Genomic DNA, 17,984 nt, shown 5'->3' with positions numbered 1-17,984 from the left:
CACCAGCCCGTTTCTCCGTCCGGCCCCAGGGCATGCCTGAGGATACCGGACGGAGAAACGGGCTGGAACCTGCGCGGATCGGGTAACACCCCGATCCGGTCAGAACCGAATCAGGCGCTCAGCTTGCTGCGGCCGCGAGCACGACGTGCGCGCAGAACCTTGCGGCCACCAACGGTCGCCTTGCGTGCGCGGAAACCGTGACGGCGCGCGCGCACGAGATTGCTGGGCTGGAAAGTGCGCTTCATTGTGAAACCCTCGATAATTCAAAATGGCACCGCAAGCGGTACGAACAAAAGGGCCGCCCGCAAAGAGGCGACCTTGATTACGGATCGGGCGGTTAGTTGAGCCCGGCGTTCAAGTCAAGATAGGCCAGCACCGGAACAGCCTGTACCGGCCCGGCAGGCGGTGCGGCAGGCTGGTCGTTCTGCCCCAGCCAGCGGCGCATTTCCGCAGCACCCAACCAGCGTGCGCCGCCAAAGGGCACGGAATTGGTCATGGCATAGAACGCACGGGCAGTATCCGCATCCATACCCATTTCCTGATAATAATTCAGATACTTACGATTCTCTGGCGCATTGGCGGAATAGTCGCTTGCCTCCAGCCCGTCCTCATCGGCCCAGGCATGGACGGCAAATTCGCCGCCTTCGTCCACCTGCCGGTCCACCCCGGCAAGAAACAGTTCGACCCCGCCCGACCGTGCGGACCCGCCCCGCGGCACATGGGTGGAAAGCCCGGCCGCGCGAATCATCCGGCCGAGACGGAGATTCGCCATATCGTCATACGTGCCGGGGCAGTCGACGAGTTCGAGCATGGCAAGTTCAGGATAGGCCCGCAGCATGGCGGCAAAGTGCGCGGGCGAATGTTCGTCCGTCACATCCACCAGGGCCGCCGTCTTCGCGTCCACCACCCGGAAAGGGCCGAAACGCGCGAGCCCTGCAGGAACCGGCGCAGGCGGCGCGTGAACGAAACGCTCGGCACTTCCGCCATAGGCCTGAGAATCGCCCACCCGGGCCTGCACCGCAAACGGCACCGCCAGCAGAGCGCAGAGGAAGGCAAGGCACGTTGCAATACGACGCATGCCTGCTGCCTGCGCCCATTGCCCCTGCATCTTTGCAAACGATCTTGGTTGCCCGCAGATTCACCATGTTTCGCGGCCTTTTCCGGGGCTTCCCGCAACCCTCTCGACAGGCCGCAATGGCGCGTTATCGTGGCGCCGCAAGGGGACTTGGGGGACAGTTCGCAGTGGTGGCTCTTGTATCGAGTGTGGCCTATCTCGGCCTCGAAGCGCGCGCGATCGAAGTGCAGTGCCAGATTGCACCGGGCATGCCGCGATTCGCGATTGTCGGCCTGCCTGACAAAGCCGTGGGCGAGAGCCGCGAACGCGTGCAGGCCGCCCTGGCCGCCATGGGGCTGTCGCTCCCGCCCAAACGCATCACGATCAACCTTTCCCCGGCCGACCTGCCCAAGGAAGGTTCGCATTACGATCTGCCGATCGCGCTGGCGCTGCTGGCGGCCATGGGCGTGACCGATGCCGAACAACTGGTGGACTGGATCGCCGTGGGCGAACTGGCGCTGGATGGGCGAATCGTCGCCAGTCCAGGGGTACTGTTGGCCGCGCTGCATGCCAGTGAACGGCAACAGGGGCTGATCTGCCCCGCAACGCAAGGGGCTGAAGCGCGCTGGGCCAGTGGCATACCCATCTGCGCCGCGCCGGATCTGGTGAGCCTGCTCAACCACCTGAAAGGGACACAGCGCCTGCCCGAACCGCAACCGGGCGAAATCACGCCCACGGCCAGTGGCCCCGATCTCCGACAGGTCAAAGGGCAGGAAAGCGCCAAACGCGCGCTGGAAATCGCGGCAGCGGGCGGGCATAATCTGCTAACTTCCGGGACCGCAAGACCCTTGAACGCTCAGGAGTGACTAAACCTGTCCTGAGAGGCGCGGTCCAGAACAGCCCGCCTCAAACTCCTGCCGCCCCATCCATGTGAATATTTCCGTTATACCTCATGCGATTAAAACTCGATAAGCTGTTCCCGTAGGGTGCACACATGTGATGCCACTTATCCACTGCTGCGCCCCTAGAATCGGTGATCGCAGAACCGTATACAAGGCCAATGAACGGTATATATTTGACGCGAGGGTGCTCAATACACATCCCCTCATTCACCATCGACTTAACGACCGGTGATTCCAGCGATGTGACGTTGAACGTTGGCTTCGACGTTTACCCACTCTGGTTGCGTACCGCGATAACGCAAGCGCGAGCCGCAGAGCAGGCGGCGGCTGATCTAGGACAGCACTGGACCGGCGATGGCAACGAGCGCGAGGGAGACTTACTGGAACTTGAAATGATTGCCGCCATGAATGGGATTGTAGCATCCGCAGCAGCAATAGACGCCTTTTACGGTTCCGTTCGAGATAGATGCAAGGTTGTAGCGCCCCCTTCATCGACATCTACAAAACGAAAACGTGGGCGTGAGAGGATCATAACCGCCACCTTTCAGCAACGATTTGCGCTGAAAAATGAAACTGTCGCGAGTATCAGACAGCCGATAAAAGACATCTTTAGGTTTCGACATACAGCGCTCCATGCCCACGGTAGGCCGGAAGAACCTGTTTTACACCCAAGGCTACTTGCGGGTATGTCGAGGAAACACGTCATTTTTCGTTCGGAAAACGCCACAAAATCCGCGACCTTCGCCCTGAATCTAATTGGTTTACTCGCTACCCGCCCCCATCCGAGGTATCCGGGCTTAAAAGAACATTGTAGCTTTGCGCGCGAATGGCTCCAGCCATTGATTGATGACTGGGAAACCGATCACACTCCAATAAACCTTCCGCGACCTCTCAGTGAACAGGCGCGACGATCAAAAATGCAGGACTCCATTGCCCTCGCCGGAAGCCCTACGCCTCCTTCTTCAAACGTCAGACCGTCGAGCGGGCCACCGCCAGCCGCTTAGCGAGCGCCGTTGGAGCCTCGCCAGCCGCCATTGCAGCCTTATGGTCTCAGGATCGATTGTGGCAGGACGGCCTCTGTAAACGCCCTAGGCCTCCGCCGCCTCTATCCCGTCGCGCAGCCGCTCTGCCCTGATGTTAGCCACGAACTCTGCCACAGCTGCGAGAACCCCCATGGTGAGCTTGTCTACGGAGATCAATGGCCGAAGGGCTAATCAATCGACGTTAAGAAGCCTGCGACATAGCCAACCGCAGGCCCAGTTCCTGTTTTCAACACTATACGCGCAGCACCGATCAGCCAATCACTTGTCTCGAATGCCTCCTTCACCACCCCGGCGTAGGCGAATATCTTCTGCAGTGTAGATGCGGTTTTCCTGAGAAGCGCTGACGCATCTGGATTTGCGGCCTCATCAAGACCTCGCTCAAGTGTTACGTATGCTAAAATGACATCGCGAAGGCTTTCAATCGAATAGCCCCAACCAAACCAGTGCAGTTTGTTCAAGCGAAAGAGGAAGTTTTCCAGTCCCTCAATTAAGCTCTCCCGAATGAAATCTCGCTCATTGAGCTGATGTTCTTTCAACCACTCGAGTAACTGGTCGACCAGCTGAATTAGTTCCAACGCCTCTTCGCCCGTAAGTTTCGGGTACCTATACTCGGCAGGCATCGCCATCGAAAGCATTCGTATGGGACTACTGTGTTCCGGACCGACGAACTTTTGCCCAGTACCGATCCATGGACGCGTGAAACTGTTCAGGTGAAATGCCTGATTGATTTGGAAGAGGTGATCTTGCGCACCCCTGATGACAACCGGGTTACCGTTTAGGTTGTCCAGAATGGAACTAAGCGCGACGATACGCTGCCCGATGCTGCTTACGATCTGAAAGAACTCAGAAGACCAAGGATCAACCTCGAAGGCTTCAGCAAGGAAGGCATCACCCTGCATCCTAACCTCAACGTTTAAACGGTCGCATAGTTCAGCAAGTTCAAGTGCTGGATCGGTTATCTCGGCCATTCTTTCCCCCTTAATCGCCATGCGTAGGAGAGGATACCTCGCGCTGTCTAGAGGGCAGAGGAAAGCGGGACAAAAGGTGGTCGCGCGCAACCGCAGCCACCTTAACGCCCCTGTGCATGGGAGGATTGCATCCCTTACCGATGGAAGGCATGCAGAGTTCGAGCGATCAGGGGAAGTAAGTAATGAGCATTCGCAGCAAGATAGCACATGTTGGGGCATGGATGGCAGGCATCGGCGCAGTTGCCGGGTATCTGGTCAGCTGGCTTCTACTACCTGCTGCGGGATGTGTTGAAAGTGCCTATATCCTATCCTGTGAATCAGCGGCGGACCGGCTGCTACACATCCTCGGAAACTTCACCAGCGTGCTAACCGCCTTCGTGTGCGCCTTGCCGGGACTGGTGATCTACGTCGTGGCATCCTCTGGCCAGACGACCCCACCAGAACAATGATCAGCAGAGCGTCGAGAGAGCTTGAGTAGCTCTGACGAAAAAAGCTGGGCAGCTGGCCCCCAAAGAGAACCTACGCCGCAGCGCAGTACCGCTTAACGGTCGCAAGCGAGAGGCCAAACTGTTTGGCCGTCTGAGTAATGCTGGCCCCATTGACCTTCCTCCAGTCCCTCACGGCAACCGCGTCAGCCGCAAACGGCCTGCCTAGGCTTTCCTTGCCCTTATGGGTCTTGCCGGTGGTCTTCAGGGACGCCCGCGCGGCCTGACGCCCTGCTTCGGTGCGCTCAGCGATCCTGCGGCGCTCCATCTCGGCCACCTGTGCCAGCACGGCTAGGATCAGTTCCCCCACTCCACGCGCCATAGGCCCGAGGCCATGGACGTGGACCGTCACCCCCGCATCGATCAAACGACGGACGGTTGCCTGCACATCCAGCGCATCGCGCCCGAGGCGGTCTACAGCGTAGACGTGAACGGTATCGCCGCTGCGGACTGCCTTTTCCATGGCAGCAAAGCCGGGACGCTCAGCAGCCATAACGCCGCCGCTCACACCCTCGTCTGTAAACTCCTGATCGAAAGAGCCTCCCATCGCGGCGCGCTGGGCTTCGATAGATTGGTCTGCGGTGGATACGCGGAAATAGGCGATACGGTGCGTCATGTTACGGCTCACAAGTTAGGGGTGCTGTTTGCCTAGCTCATATCCATAGCTCTTAACCTTCGTCAACATATGTTATGAGCCCAGCCTGTAACTTACACCTTTTGAGCTATAACCGGCCTCACGTTACGGCCACGCCGCGCAGACCAGCTCCCTTTGGCAGACAATCTACCAAACAGAACTATATGAATATATTCACTTTTATTCCATAAACAGGATTCTCAACGGGCCATTCCTGTGCCATCTGCGCACCTCACCAACAGGAGGACATATGCACATAGACGTACCCGCAGACCTTGCAGCAATCCCCGCGCGCCTCTCGGCGCTCCTTCAGGGCCTGCCGGACCCCGAGACGGACGCCCTGCTCGCTGAGATCATAGAAGGCACCGGCCTATTCGACGATCTCGACGACGAGGCCAGACGCACCGCGCTGCACTATCATCGCGTTGTTATGCTGGCTGACGATCTTGGGGACTATGCAGCGGCACTCGTAGACGAGGCCGATGGTAGTGCAGCTAAGCGAGAACGCCTCAGCGCCATGCCAGCCGACGAGCTACTTGCTCAGATGAGAGTCGAAAGCGCAGCGTTCCGCAAACGCCTCGCAGCCCCCGCCCTGTAAAACGGGCACCCCAAGGCCACTGAGGGTACCCGCCGGAACATGGCTGGCAGTGCCCCGGTGGCCTTGGGATAGGTCAGAGACGCCCCCGCCCCGAGGGGGGAACCGCGCATCTGTCGGATACGCTATGCCCCTTCGGATTTTTTCGCAGTTTCGATGCCAGCCACATACATCATCGTTGCAAGCCCTATCAAGGCGTGCCAGCTACACGCTTGCCCACCGTTTTTATGAGTGGCTAAGGGAGATGATCGCAGTGGGCCGTGGTTCATATTTAGGTGGCTCAACGATAATCGGCCCTTGGTCAGGCTGGATGTCCACACGCCAACCGCATAGCAACCCCAAAAAGAAAACCGCATCACGTAAAGGCCCGACTGAACCGCCGAAACCGTCAGCGAAACGCATGCGAAAAGCCGAACTAGCCGAACAACGGGCAAAGAAAATGGCCAAGCAAGCCGCGCTTCGCAAGATTAAGCCTCCCCGCAGGTCTCCTGATGAGATCGCCCAGCGACTTGGGCAGCGCATGCTAAATGTCGAAGTTGCAATACGAAGAGCGGACGGCACATTACGCATAACCAAGCGCAAGGGACGGACTATCCACGCGCGAACAAAAGCAGACTGAGGCTCGCTTCTCGCTGTCAGCCCTCTAGGCTGCCTGCTATCCCCCGTTATCCTCCCGCATCACTCCCGGCATCACTTCCGTGCAGGTCTTGCGGTGCCGTTCCGCATAGGAGGCAGACCCCGGCGCATTGGGATCAAGGATGGCAAGCGGCCCCACGTCAGGCGCACCGCCTCGTTTGATAAGCCTGCTACGCTCCTGCGCCACATCACGCACTAGCGCCGCCTCCATGGCCCTGCGGGATACCTGGGGTATGCCTTCAAGGCGCTGCAGGATCGCTGGGCGCATATCGGGCGGGAGGTCTGCCACGGTCGGCCCTGCCCGCCACTGTTCATCGTTCATAGCGCTTCCCGTCATTGGTATGCCGCAGGCCACAGCACGGCGGGCGCGCCTGCAACGAGAAGGGCCATTTTCAGACCGGAGAACGCGATGACCACCGCGCCTAGGGCAAGACACCCCAGACAGCCCCGAAGGCCCTGTACGGCTGGATAAGCGGGCGAGACGCTGCCTCTATCAGACATCGATACGCTCCCTCACTGTGGCAACCGCAGCGCGGCAGATCAGACCATCCACGATACAGGATCGCGGCACAGGCCGGACGGCATGCAATGCGCAGTTGCTGCTGACGCAGGCGGCGACCTGCTCGCGCCAGCTGCCACGGCTCAGAGGATCGACAATGCATTCGCGGCAGCGTTCGTTGATGGCGGCGCGCAGCGATGTGCGCTGAGAAGTAGACATGATTGGGGTTTCCTACTGGCACGCGAAAGGCCCCATCGGAGACCGACAGGGTTCAAGCGTGCGCATTCGGTTGGAGATGGTGGCCGGTCTTCCATGCTCCCTCTTCAGGGGCACGTTCATGACAGGCCCGAAGCGGGTGGAAGGAGAGAGCCAGAAAGGCAGGCTGTAGGGACTGGTAAGAGGAGACATCCTCACCCATCCCAATGCACACCAACGAACGAGCCTTCAGCCCCCTTGGTGCACTGAAGGAATCCTTAGGTTATCCTTAAGGTAAACCTACAATATCTGACCGGGGGGCGGGGTTCTCTTCCTCCAAGGGTGAGGGGTAATCGATACTGGAAGTTTGGGCGGGGCTGTTACTCGATTTCCTCCCGGCGGTCACACATTGCAACCGCCGTTTCGGCCTCCCTTATGCCCGCCCGCTCGCGGTTGCCTCAGCGAGAAACCGGCAGCCCGCACCATTGAGCAACACATCTTCATCGGCAACCGACATCCGTGAAAGGAGTTCAATGACAAAACCGACCTGTTCAGGCGTCATATCCTGAATGCGCACAGTCAGCGTCGGTTCTGCGGCGGTCGGCGCACGCGGAGCCGTAAATCCGTTATCAATGCGGGCAGCACGGCGGGCGTTGTGGTTCGTGATCATGCGGTCATTCCATTCGATTAAATTGAGTTGGCAAAATGGCTGGCAGAAAAATGTTTCTATAAACCAATGGTGAGGGGCAATCGCCCGCCCCTAAACGCCGCCCACAAGGCCGCACAGCAGTGATCGCAAGCGAACGCCGGAAGGCACTGCATTTCGAATAATCGCCCTCAAACGACCCTGAATGCGCCCTCTCGCGATTGTTCAACTTATCGAACTATTCCGAGGGATTGCTTCAGGCGTGCCGTTGACCACGTGATCCGCAGCCATCTGGACAGCCGCTTGCTCCATCTTGATGAAGTACCGGCGGGTCATGCGGCCAATGTCGGTGCGCTCGACCATCGCCAGTTCCTTGGCCATGTCGATTGTGAGGTGGTAGGCCCGCTGCCGCCGACCGCGTCCTTCTTTTTCGATCAGTTTTGATTGAAAATCGACGCCGCTTTCAAAACCATATTCCACGATGCGGCGATTGATCCATACATTGAAAGCTGCGCCAACACGCAGCCAGCCATGCAGGCCCCGCGCGTCAATCATCGGTGCCCCTTCGTGGTCCACAGGGGCCAGAGCGGTGGCGGATCGCATTGCCGCCCTGATAAAAGGGAGGCCCCGGACGCCTTCACAGACGCCCGAGGCTTTGGCGCTAGAGACTGCGTGGCAACGACCAGTTTGACGACTATCACTGCCCACCTCGCCACTATTCCACCCAAGCGTAGGTTATTGGGGTCTCGCCTCCTTGCCGCCATTGGAAGCGGAGCTGTCCGGTTAGGTAATCGATGGTCACGCCCGAGAAGAGCGTACGGAGGCAGGCGTTCACCTTTGCAACATTACCGGGCTCCCCCTCTTCAGGTTCGAGCAGATCAGCAAGTGCCCCTACGCGAGACGCTACAAGGCCATGATCCGCTAGCGCCTGCCGATGCTCTAACGCATCCATGTCCGCACGATAGGAAGCCAACGTCGCATTCAGCGCGCGCAGGCGAACTGACAGGGCACTAGAAGGTGACCGTTCGAATCTGGCAGTCAGATCAGCCAACTCCCGCTCCGCCGCATCGATAGTGCCACACAAGTCCGCATGATCGCGGTCCAGTTCGGTACCGGCATTACCTGCTGGAACCTCAGCGACCAGCCGCTGCCATCCCCGCTCAAAGGCATCGTGCAAATCGGGCAGCGTTATCGAACGATACGAATGAGACGCCGCCCCTGCCTTTGCCTTAGTGCAAACCAGCTTCGGCTTCCCGCACTTCGGCCCGCTCCCCTTGTAAACACGGGTCATTGCAGCGCCGCACTCGGGACACCGTGCCAGCCCTGCAAAGATATTTGACAGTGGGGCATTTGCCCCCCGCCCCCGGACCGCACGCGCAATGCCATCCTTCAAGGCCCGAACAGTCGTCCAATCAGCCTGCGAGATGACCGCAGGGAACACATTAGGGATAGGCGGTTCAAGAACGCGCTCTGCCTTCCCGTCCGTGTGATGCATTTGCCCCGGCACTAACGTGCCAATCACGGCAGGATTGCGCAAAATCTTCGACACGGTAGACCTGTGCCACATCTTGCCCCGCCCCATTACCGGCACGCCTTCGGCGTTAAAGCACCGCGCTATCTTGTGTTCCCCCATGCCGTCGATGGTCATGCGATAGATGCGGCGGACCGCTTCACCGTGCGAAAGCCGTTCCTGCCAGCCTTCGGTCGTCCAATGGAGCCATCCGGGGCACCTACCGGTTAACTTGGCATCAAGGCCAGCGCGAACCCGACGCCGCTTCTCCTTCCACACTTCACCGATCCTCTGCCCCTTCATCTTGCTTTCCTCATGGGCACGCCATGAGACCATAAGTGCGATCAGGAGCGCTGTCGGGTCACCGTCCAGCCTATCGGCGTCATACTCCTGTCCGTCGCTTAGCGTTGCAATGACCACGCCAGCGTCAACGATGTCGTCAAGCAACCTTGAAACCCGCCGGGGCGTCATGCGGCTGATGCGATCAAGGCTTTCGACGAGCAGGTAAGAACCCGGCGCGATCAGTCCGTCCCGGCAAGCGCGTAGGAAGCCCCCGAGCCCTTTATCCTCTCCGATATTCGTCCCCCGATATGCCGAGACGCCAAGGTCCGACAGGCTCAGCCTTTCATCCAACGCGAGCAGGGAAAGGCCTTGAGCCGCCCGCTCAGCGTTCTTCCGCTCCATCCAGCGGCGCGCGCCGTCCGCCTGCCGCCTTTGGCTGTCGCCTTCCGCCTGTTCGGGCGTCGAAAAGCGGGTGTAGCTGTATACGCGCGGTGCCTCTTCGAGCGCGCAGATCGGTGCGGTTGCCATCAAGTTCTCCTGTGTTGCGATGTTTCCCAAATCAATGGTGAGGGACAAATCGGGTCCACAGGCTCCGTAGGTTCTGCTGGTCGGCCCGCCCGGTGCAGGAAAGAGCCTGATGGCAGCCTGCCTGCCCGGCATCCTTCCGGCACTGACCCCTGCCGAAGCGCTGGAAGTTTCGATGGTCGCCTCGGTCGCTGGCACGCTGGAAGAGGGACGGATCAACCGTACGCGCCCGTTTCGCGCCCCGCACCATTCGGCATCGATGGCCGCACTGACCGGAGGCGGGTTACGCGTCCGCCCGGGTGAGGTGTCGATGGCGCATCTCGGGGTGCTGTTCCTCGATGAACTGCCTGAATTCCAGCGCGCGGTGCTCGATTCGCTGCGGCAACCGCTCGAATCGGGCAAGATCGATGTGGCCCGGGCCAATGCCCATGTCACCTATCCCGCGCGAGTTCAGCTGATCGCAGCCATGAATCCCTGCCGCTGCGGCCATCTGGGCGACCCGGCACTGGCCTGTAGCCGCGCGCCCCGTTGCGCGGCGGATTACCAATCGCGGGTATCCGGGCCGCTGCTCGACCGGATCGACCTGCATGTCGATGTCGATCCGGTGCGTGCGGTGGATCTTGCCCTGCCCCCGCCCGCCGAAGGATCTGCCGAAGTGGCGGAACGCGTGGCAGCCGCCCGCGCAATCCAGACCGCACGGCTCGTCGACACATCTCTGCGCACGAATGCCGAACTCGATGGGCCTGCGCTGGATGCCTACGCCACCCCGGATGAGGCTGGGCAAAAGCTGCTGATGCAGGCGGCGGAAACGATGCACCTGTCCGCGCGCGGTTATACCCGCATGTTGCGCGTGGCGCGCACGATCGCCGATCTCGCCGGGGCCGGACAGATCGGGCGCATCCATGTGGCAGAAGCGTTGAGTTATCGCCGTCAGCCCCCACGCGCCTGAACGCAGGAGGCAGCGCCCCGGGGCATGTCAGGCCAGCAGGCCCCGCGCGCGAAGGTCCTGTTCCAAGGCCTCCGCCCCCTGGAAATGGTGGACATGCCATCCCAGCGCACGGGCAGCCTCGATATTTGGCCGACTGTCATCGACAAACAGCATCGCACTTGCTGGCAGACCAAAGCGCCGCTCCGCCAAGCGGTAAATCGCCGGATCGGGCTTCGCCAGTTTTTCCACCCCGGACACCACGATATCGCGAAAGTGATCGAACAACGGTTCGCGCGCGCGAAATTCCGCCCAGAACGATTCTGCAAAATTGGTGATTGCGAACAGGGGGACATCGGCCGCCGCCAGCCGTTCCACCAGTGCCGGTGTGCCGGGCACGGGGCCGGGTATCGATTCCCCGAAACGGGTGGCATAGGCATGGATCGCGGCGGCATGTTCGGGGAATTCCCGCATGCGCCGATCCACCATGTCCGCCAGATCGCAACCGGCATCATGCTGCGCATGCCAGGCTTCGCTGACGACATGGGCAAAGACCCACTCGGCCTCGCCCGGCTCGTCATAGAGTTTGCGGAGCAGCAGGCGCAGATCCCATTCGATCAGCACCCGCCCCACATCGAAAACGACAGCCTGGATTTGCCCCTGTCCGGTCACACGATTTCCAGAATAATCAGGCCTGATACCATGCCAGAAACCGCGCTTTCTTCAATTCCTGCTGCGCGACCGGCAGGCTAGGCAAAACCTCCAGCACGCATTTTGTGGTCAGCGCGCCCATTTCGGTCCCGGCCTTGAGCACGGTCACCGTATCGGCCGCAAGATCGAGTTCCAGCGAGGTGGCCGAGCTTTTCCCGCCCTTGGCCATTTTCGCGCCGACCAGATGATGCCCGGGCGCGAGATCGGCGAAAAGCGCGCGACCCGATTTGATCTGCCCCGAATGGCTGGAATCGATGGTGATTTCCATGCCCTGCATCCCACCCACGAAACCGCGCCGCACCACATAGAGCCGCGCCTTCCCCGTGGGGGCCTGCAGGCGCAGGGCATCGGCCACAGTCGTGCTGTCCAGCGCCACTTCTTTCCGGTTTCCCGAGAGGAAAAACGCGATCATGGCAACAAAGCCGACCAGCAGCAGCAAGATCATCGGGCCAGAGGCATTCTTGCCGATATTGAAGCCGATAATGGCGGCAATACCGGTGACAATGACCAACAGCCCGATTTTGAGCGGCGACATCTTCGAAGTGCCCATGAATTACTCCCTCAATGCCCCAACAGGGAAAATAGATAAGCAAATACAATCGGAAGGCACAAATTTGGTTCCCGACGAGCGAACGCGGATCGGAGAAAACCAGCCCGCATCGCAATAGCGCACAATCTGCGGATGCCGGACGCACGAAAAACGGCCAGTGGCACCCACTGGCCGTCTATTCGACCGAAGTCAAAAAGGGCTGATTAGCCCTGACGCGCCTTGAAACGGCGGTTGGTCTTGTTGATCACATAAGTGCGGCCACGGCGACGGATCACGCGATTGTCCCGGTGGCGGCCCTTGAGCGACTTGAGGCTGTTACGAATCTTCATGGCTTATCTCGTCTGGCGGGCCTCGAATGATTCTCAGACCGCGAAAATTGAAGCCGCGCCGTTAAGGGGCACACGCGTGGAAGTCAACCTTGCGGGCGGATTTCAGTAAGCTTTCTTTCCCAGGCGATCGCATGCGTGACGATCGTATCGAGATCGGCATGGCGGGGTTGCCACGGCAAAGTGGCCTTGATCAGCCGATTATCGGAAATCAGCGAATCCGGATCGCCCGCACGGCGCGGTTCCATGATTCGTTCGACTTTCCGGTTCGTCACCCGGTCCACCGCATCCAGCACGTCGAGCACGGAAAAGCCGCGGCCATAGCCGCAGTTCATCGTCAGGCAACGTACGGGGTCGGCAATCAGCGCCTCCAGCGCCAGCACATGCGCCGCGGCAAGATCCGATACATGAATATAATCGCGCACCCCGGTGCCATCGGCCGTTGCATAGTCCGTACCGAAAACGGAAACATGGCTGCGCTTGCCCAATGCCGCCTCGACCGCGACCTTGATCAGATGCGTGGCACCCGCGGTCGATTGGCCGCTGCGCGCCTGCGGATCGGCCCCGGCCACGTTGAAGTAGCGCAAGGCGCAATAGTTTATCGGATGCGCGCTGGCCGTATCCGCCAGCATGATTTCCGTCATCAGCTTGGACATCCCATAAGGGTTGATCGGCTGCTTCGGGCTGTCTTCGCGAACCGGTGACACCTCGGGGATGCCATAAGTCGCGGCGGTGGAGCTGAAGATAAAATGCGGCACCCCGGCCCTTACCGCCGCCTCGATCAGCGAACGGCTCTTGGCGGTGTTGTTGTGATAGTATTTGAGCGGGTTCTCCACCGATTCCGGCACGATTATCGACCCGGCGAAATGCATGATCGCACCGATCCGCTGTTCGGCGAAGATGCGTGCCAGAAGCGCCTGATCCTCGACATCCCCTTCGTAGAGCGGCACGCCATCCGGAATGGCGAAACGGAAACCGGTGGTGAGATTGTCAATCACCGCGACCGGCCAGCCCGCATCGATCAGGGCCAGCACCGCGTGACTGCCGATATAACCGGCACCGCCGGTAACAAGAACGGGGATTTTCTGGGACATCAATGCGCCTGATAGAATGTGAATGGGGCCATATCGGCTCTATCGGCATAGATAAACCAAATGATTAAAAGCCGGATAGCGCCGTTCATCGCACCGCAAACCGATCGCGCCTAGCCCGGCAGGCAGCGGTTCCATTCCTGCAGGATAGCCACGCCATGCCACACCACCGGCCACGTACCCGCCGCGTTCTTTTGCGCGCGCGGGCCTATCTCCTTGCCCCCGTCATGTTCGTGGCTCTCGCCGGTCCGGCACTGGCACAATATGGCCCCGGCACGTTCGGTACGATCGGCCCCGTCTGGCACGGTGGCCGCGTCCCGGCGCGCGACCTGCCGGTCAACCGCGCAGACAAGAATGACGATACCGGCAAGGTCGAGGCGGCCCATTTTGTCGCGCCTGATCTCCCGCCCGGCACGCTGGGCCATGGCCCGGTAACCGTGACCACGATCCAGGGCGCGCTGGACGATCCATTGGCCAGCGCACCCTACGAAGCCGCGATCGTCGACCAGCTTGTCCATGCCGGATATGAAACGGCTGTTCCGGGCGATCAGGGCGGGCAGGTGGTGGAACTGCGCCTGATCCGCCAGGAAGCGCGCGCCAAGGACCCGCCGCGCAAACCGGTGAGCGGTGCCATGGCCGTCGGTGTTAGCAATCATGGCACGTCGACGGCGATGGCGGTGAATGTCGATCTCCGCAAACCGAAGGGGGCACTCCTCTCCACCCGGCTGGAAGCCCGCATCCGCGACCGCGCCAACAATACCGTGCTGTGGGAAGGGCGCGCGGAAATGTTCAGCCGACAGGGGGATTCGCGCTGGGATCAGGCCGCTATTGCGCAAAAGCTTGCGCAGGCGCTGTTCGATGGCTTCCCCAACCGCAACGATGGAGCATGACCGGGCTTGATTAAAGCAGGCGAGGGCTTCAGGTTCCGCTGCACCGCGCAGAGATAAAAGGGACCTGTCATGAGCATTGCGTCGAAGGCCATCGCGATCGTGCTGGCTACTGCCACGCTGGGCGGCTGCGTCGCCCCCGTTGGCCCTGTCGAAGTGACGCGGTTCCATGATGCGGCGCTGCTCGATCGGGCGGGGCGGGGCACCATCGCAGTCGAAGCCGCACCGGGCATGGATGCCAATGCGCTGGAACTGCGCAGCTATCAGGCCGCCGTTGCGCGCCAGTTGACCACGCTCGGCTATCGCGAAACCGGTTCCGCAAACAGCGCGCAGGTCGCGCTGGTCCGGGTCGAACGCAAGGCTTTCCGTCCGGGCCGCGATGGCAGCCCGGTCAGCGTGGGTGTGGGCGGCGGCACCGGCAGTTACGGTTCGGGTGTTGGGATGGGTATCGGCATCGATCTGTCGGGCCCGCCAGCCGAACAGGTGACGACGGAACTCGCCGTCCAGATTCGCGATCGCGCCAGCGGCAAGACCGCATGGGAAGGCAGGGCCCATTTCACGGTGAAGGCATCGTCGCCGCTGGCCGACACCCAGCTTGGCGCCGCAAAAATGGCGGAGGCGCTGTTTGCCGGGTTCCCGGGCAATTCCGGTGAAACGGTGGATGTGAAATGAGCGATATTGGCATCAATGCCGCCTTTGACAGCGGGAATATCGAAGTGCGCGCCATCGCCGGGCCGACGGCGGAACTGACTATTCGCAAGGACAAGGATTCCGATTTTTTCCAGTGGTTTCATTTTCGGGTTTCGGGCGCGGCAGGCCGGGAACTGGTGCTGAAACTGACCGGCCTGAATGCAACCGCCTATCCTGCGGGCTGGCCCGATTATCGTGCTGCCGTGTCGGAAGACCGCGACTATTGGGGGCGCGCCGACACGACGTGGGACAAGTCCGAGAAGGATGGCACGCTCACGATCCGTTACCGCCCACAGGGCGATGTCGCGTGGTTTGCCTACTTCGCCCCCTATTCGATGGAGCGGCATCACGATCTGGTGGCGCAAAGCGCGGCCTGTGAAGGGGTTTCGCATCGCGATCTCGGCACCAGCCTCGATGGCCAGCCGATCGACTGCCTCGAAATGGGGGAAGGCCCGGTGCAGGTTTGGCTCTATGCCCGGCAGCACCCCGGCGAAAGCATGGCCGAATGGTGGATGGAAGGCGCGCTGGAATGTCTGACCGATCCCGCCGATCCGATTGGCCGGACCCTGCGCCGCAAATGCCGCCTGCATATCGTCCCCAACTGCAATCCCGATGGATCTTTCCGCGGCCATTTGCGCACCAATGCCAAAGGCGTGAATCTCAACCGCGAATGGCACGAACCCAGCGCGGACCTGTCGCCCGAAGTGCTCGCCATCCGCAATGCGATGGATGCCACCGGCGTCGATTTCGCCATGGACGTGCACGGCGATGAAGCGATTCCCGCAGTGTTCCTGGCCGGCTTCGAAGGCATCCCGTCATGGTCGGCGGAACAGGGCGAACGTTATTACCGGTACGAGACGATTCTGGCGCGACGCACGCCCGATTTCCAGACCACGCTGGGTTATCCCAAAGCCCCGGCGGGCAAGGCCAATCTCACCATGTCCACCAACCAGCTGGCCGAACGTTTCGGCGCCTGCGCGATGACGCTGGAAATGCCGTTCAAGGACAATCGCGACCTGCCCGATCCCGCACAGGGGTGGAGCGCGGAACGCAGCAAGCTGTTGGGCCGCGAATGCCTCGCCGCTCTGGCGGAATGGCTGGAAGAAAGCTGACCTAGCGTTCGAGACTGCCCGGCCCGAACGCCCGGGGCAGCAGTTCGGAAAGCCGCGCGGAGAACACGTCGCTTTCATTGGCGCACCACACCAGCGGATCGGTGCGCCCCAGCCCGGCCAGTTCGTTGAGCACCTGTCGGCAATGCCCGCATGGCGTGATCGGGTCCTGCGTCGCGGAAAACACCGCAACCGCTTCCAGCCCGCCACGATGCCCCATGCCCATCGCCTTGGCGATGGCCACCGTTTCGGCGCAGAGTGTCAGACCATAACTGGCATTCTCGATATTGGTGCCCGTCACCACCGTGCCATCGGCGAACGACAGGGCCGCGCCCACCTTGAGGCCGGAATAGGGCGCATAGGCGAATTCGAGCGCACGGCGCGCCGCCACGACCAGCGCATCACGATCCGAATTGTCACTCATCAGCCATCCTCGTCTATTGCTGGACAACGACCCAGCGCACGGCATCCTTGCCCGCTTCGGTGTGCAGCATTGTCGTTGCGGTCCACAATGTCCACGGGCGCCCGCCATAATCAGGTCTGAAATAGGTCCGGGTGAGCCACAGGTTGCGTTCGAGCCGGGCGGCAAGGCGATAGGTCTTCTCGAACGCAGGGGAAACCTTGAGCAGAGCTGGCTTGCCGACATGACCTTCAACCTGGTTGAGGAAAGTCATCAACTCGCTCTCCACCGCGGCTTCGCTGACGCGTTTGGGGCACTTTTCCGCGGTGCGTTCCAGTGCGATCGCGGGCGGCAGCAGGTCCGGATCACGCGCCACCACGGTCACGAAATTGCCCGATTGCCGATCCGCCGTGATGCAGGGATCGTAATTGTGCACCGCGCCCACCTGCAACCCGGCGGCACGAGCCGCCGCGAACAACCGATCGAACTGGGGATCACGGTCTTCGCCGCCATCGCTGGCCTCGATATAGGCAAAGTCGGCACCGATGGCGCGCAAGGCCCGAAAATCGACATTGGCGTCGCCCGCTTCCACCAGCACACCCTGCACCGGATAGGCATCGCGCGATGGCGTCCAGTGAATCATCTGCCACCAGCCGATCAGCCCCGCGATCAGCAGCACCAGCAAGCCGATGGCTGGCCACCGCAAACGTGCGGCAAGGCCGCGTTTCCTGCCCATGAATCTCTTTCCCCTGCCTCAGCCCTTGATATGCAGCACACAGATCAGGGTAAAGAGCCGTCGCGCCGTGGCGAAATCGGTTTCGGCCTTGCCATCGAGCCGTTCCAGCAAAAGCCGCGCCGCATCGTCGTGAATGGCGCGCCGCGCCATGTCGATCGTTTCGATTTCCTGCGCCGTCGCCTTGCGGATCGCCTGGTAATAGCTGTCGCAAATGGCGAAATATTCGCGCACCGGGCGGCGAAAACGCGCCAGCCCCAGCCCCAGCGTTTCCACCGGGACATCCGCCGCATCACGAATATCCATGATCAACCGGCCATCGGAAACGGACAGGCGCAACCGCCACGGCCCTTCCCCTCCGGCTTCCGACGCGCGCACCGGGCGGAAGCGATTCTCCTCGATCAGATCGAAGATCGCGATGCGTCGCTCCTGCTCAATATCGGCATTGCGCCAGATAATGGTCGCATCGTCGAGATCGATGTGGGAGATTCGGTGGTCAGCCATGGCGCGGCGCATGCTTTCGCAGATGCGGGGTACCCGGGGCAAGAGAAGATCGTCCATCCCCGATATCCACAAGCAGATGCGGGG

The 17,984-nt window shown here is 60.9% G+C and carries 21 protein-coding genes and 2 pseudogenes; 7 read left to right on the top strand and 16 right to left on the bottom strand.

Annotation, left to right across the window (positions count from 1 at the left end; translation table 11 throughout):
• Positions 1 to 110: 110 nt before the first annotated feature.
• The gene (gene rpmH, locus EGO55_RS11690; RefSeq protein ID WP_040715597.1) at positions 111 to 245 is read right to left on the bottom strand and encodes a 50S ribosomal protein L34; all 135 of its coding nucleotides are present in this window, start codon (positions 243 to 245) and stop codon (positions 111 to 113) included.
• Positions 246 to 337: 92 nt separating this feature from the next.
• On the bottom strand, positions 338 to 1,078 hold the full coding sequence (locus tag EGO55_RS11685; RefSeq protein ID WP_174391302.1) for an alpha/beta hydrolase: 741 nt from the start codon (positions 1,076 to 1,078) through the stop codon (positions 338 to 340).
• A gap of 164 nt (positions 1,079 to 1,242) precedes the next feature.
• Between EGO55_RS11685 and EGO55_RS11680 the strand changes: the two are divergent.
• Positions 1,243 to 1,890, top strand: a pseudogene (locus EGO55_RS11680) (magnesium chelatase domain-containing protein); the annotation flags it as partial.
• Between the two features lie 1,276 nt (positions 1,891 to 3,166).
• Here the strand turns inward: EGO55_RS11680 and EGO55_RS11675 are convergent.
• Positions 3,167 to 3,967, bottom strand: coding sequence for a hypothetical protein (locus tag EGO55_RS11675; protein WP_021690078.1), 801 nt, complete (start codon positions 3,965 to 3,967; stop codon positions 3,167 to 3,169).
• Positions 3,968 to 4,149: 182 nt separating this feature from the next.
• Here EGO55_RS11675 and EGO55_RS11670 point away from each other — a divergent pair, with 182 nt between their 5' ends.
• Positions 4,150 to 4,416: a hypothetical protein gene (locus EGO55_RS11670; protein WP_021690077.1), complete on the top strand. Its 267-nt coding sequence runs from the start codon at positions 4,150 to 4,152 to the stop codon at positions 4,414 to 4,416.
• 70 nt (positions 4,417 to 4,486) lie between these two features.
• Here the strand turns inward: EGO55_RS11670 and EGO55_RS11665 are convergent, their stop codons facing one another.
• A complete protein-coding gene (locus EGO55_RS11665; RefSeq protein WP_040715594.1) occupies positions 4,487 to 5,068 on the bottom strand; it encodes a recombinase family protein in 582 nt (193 codons plus the stop codon).
• 268 nt (positions 5,069 to 5,336) lie between these two features.
• On the opposite strand from EGO55_RS11665, the gene EGO55_RS11660 reads away from it, so the two are divergent.
• On the top strand, positions 5,337 to 5,684 hold the full coding sequence (locus EGO55_RS11660; RefSeq protein WP_021690075.1) for a hypothetical protein: 348 nt from the start codon (positions 5,337 to 5,339) through the stop codon (positions 5,682 to 5,684).
• A 652-nt stretch (positions 5,685 to 6,336) separates the two neighbouring features.
• On the opposite strand, the gene EGO55_RS11655 is transcribed toward EGO55_RS11660, so the two are convergent.
• The 5 genes from EGO55_RS11655 to EGO55_RS11635 all read right to left on the bottom strand — a co-directional run bounded on the left by EGO55_RS11655 (position 6,337) and on the right by EGO55_RS11635 (position 10,025).
• Positions 6,337 to 6,639: a hypothetical protein gene (locus tag EGO55_RS11655; RefSeq protein WP_021690074.1), complete on the bottom strand. Its 303-nt coding sequence runs from the start codon at positions 6,637 to 6,639 to the stop codon at positions 6,337 to 6,339.
• A gap of 171 nt (positions 6,640 to 6,810) precedes the next feature.
• Complete coding sequence (locus tag EGO55_RS11650; RefSeq protein ID WP_040715587.1) at positions 6,811 to 7,035, bottom strand: hypothetical protein; 225 nt, start codon at positions 7,033 to 7,035, stop codon at positions 6,811 to 6,813.
• A gap of 409 nt (positions 7,036 to 7,444) precedes the next feature.
• Entirely contained in the window at positions 7,445 to 7,681 is a 237-nt protein-coding gene (locus EGO55_RS11645; RefSeq protein WP_021690072.1) for a hypothetical protein, read from the bottom strand.
• 201 nt (positions 7,682 to 7,882) lie between these two features.
• Positions 7,883 to 8,260, bottom strand: a complete 378-nt coding sequence (locus tag EGO55_RS11640; RefSeq protein ID WP_021690071.1) for an antA/AntB antirepressor family protein — start codon at positions 8,258 to 8,260, stop codon at positions 7,883 to 7,885.
• A gap of 112 nt (positions 8,261 to 8,372) precedes the next feature.
• Positions 8,373 to 10,025, bottom strand: a complete 1,653-nt coding sequence (locus EGO55_RS11635; protein WP_161566039.1) for a recombinase family protein — start codon at positions 10,023 to 10,025, stop codon at positions 8,373 to 8,375.
• A 22-nt stretch (positions 10,026 to 10,047) separates the two neighbouring features.
• Between EGO55_RS11635 and EGO55_RS11630 the strand changes: the two are divergent.
• Positions 10,048 to 10,923 (top strand): annotated as a pseudogene (locus EGO55_RS11630) (YifB family Mg chelatase-like AAA ATPase); the annotation flags it as partial.
• 27 nt (positions 10,924 to 10,950) lie between these two features.
• Here EGO55_RS11630 and EGO55_RS11625 read toward each other — a convergent pair.
• From EGO55_RS11625 to galE, 4 genes are all read right to left on the bottom strand, one after another.
• Complete coding sequence (locus EGO55_RS11625) at positions 10,951 to 11,571, bottom strand: HAD family hydrolase (RefSeq protein WP_021690068.1); 621 nt, start codon at positions 11,569 to 11,571, stop codon at positions 10,951 to 10,953.
• Positions 11,572 to 11,587: 16 nt separating this feature from the next.
• Complete coding sequence (locus EGO55_RS11620; protein ID WP_021690067.1) at positions 11,588 to 12,160, bottom strand: hypothetical protein; 573 nt, start codon at positions 12,158 to 12,160, stop codon at positions 11,588 to 11,590.
• Between the two features lie 203 nt (positions 12,161 to 12,363).
• Positions 12,364 to 12,489 (bottom strand): type B 50S ribosomal protein L36, encoded by a 126-nt coding sequence (gene ykgO, locus EGO55_RS11615; protein WP_004210176.1) that lies wholly within the window; start codon positions 12,487 to 12,489, stop codon positions 12,364 to 12,366.
• Between the two features lie 83 nt (positions 12,490 to 12,572).
• Positions 12,573 to 13,580, bottom strand: coding sequence for a UDP-glucose 4-epimerase GalE (gene galE, locus EGO55_RS11610; RefSeq protein WP_021690066.1), 1,008 nt, complete (start codon positions 13,578 to 13,580; stop codon positions 12,573 to 12,575).
• Between the two features lie 155 nt (positions 13,581 to 13,735).
• Here galE and EGO55_RS11605 point away from each other — a divergent pair, with 155 nt between their 5' ends.
• The 3 genes from EGO55_RS11605 (at position 13,736) to EGO55_RS11595 (ending at position 16,266) form a co-directional block, all read left to right on the top strand.
• On the top strand, positions 13,736 to 14,467 hold the full coding sequence (locus tag EGO55_RS11605; protein ID WP_021690065.1) for a DUF4136 domain-containing protein: 732 nt from the start codon (positions 13,736 to 13,738) through the stop codon (positions 14,465 to 14,467).
• Between the two features lie 69 nt (positions 14,468 to 14,536).
• Positions 14,537 to 15,136: a DUF4136 domain-containing protein gene (locus tag EGO55_RS11600; RefSeq protein ID WP_021690064.1), complete on the top strand. Its 600-nt coding sequence runs from the start codon at positions 14,537 to 14,539 to the stop codon at positions 15,134 to 15,136.
• A complete protein-coding gene (locus tag EGO55_RS11595) occupies positions 15,133 to 16,266 on the top strand; it encodes a M14 family metallopeptidase (RefSeq protein WP_021690063.1) in 1,134 nt (377 codons plus the stop codon). Before EGO55_RS11600 ends, EGO55_RS11595 begins: the two co-directional genes overlap by 4 nt.
• 1 nt (position 16,267) lies before the next feature.
• On the opposite strand, the gene EGO55_RS11590 is transcribed toward EGO55_RS11595, so the two are convergent.
• From EGO55_RS11590 to EGO55_RS11580, 3 genes are read right to left on the bottom strand one after another with little or no spacing between them, the layout of a single operon-like run.
• Complete coding sequence (locus tag EGO55_RS11590; RefSeq protein WP_021690062.1) at positions 16,268 to 16,687, bottom strand: cytidine deaminase; 420 nt, start codon at positions 16,685 to 16,687, stop codon at positions 16,268 to 16,270.
• Positions 16,688 to 16,700: 13 nt separating this feature from the next.
• Positions 16,701 to 17,399 (bottom strand): glycoside hydrolase family 25 protein, encoded by a 699-nt coding sequence (locus tag EGO55_RS11585; protein ID WP_021690061.1) that lies wholly within the window; start codon positions 17,397 to 17,399, stop codon positions 16,701 to 16,703.
• A gap of 18 nt (positions 17,400 to 17,417) precedes the next feature.
• On the bottom strand, positions 17,418 to 17,900 hold the full coding sequence (locus EGO55_RS11580; RefSeq protein WP_021690060.1) for a UPF0262 family protein: 483 nt from the start codon (positions 17,898 to 17,900) through the stop codon (positions 17,418 to 17,420).
• Positions 17,901 to 17,984: the final 84 nt, after the last annotated feature.

This window comes from Caenibius tardaugens NBRC 16725 (assembly GCF_003860345.1).
In the GTDB taxonomy this organism is placed as follows: domain Bacteria; phylum Pseudomonadota; class Alphaproteobacteria; order Sphingomonadales; family Sphingomonadaceae; genus Caenibius; species Caenibius tardaugens.
This window is presented reverse-complemented; position numbering and strand designations above follow the sequence as displayed.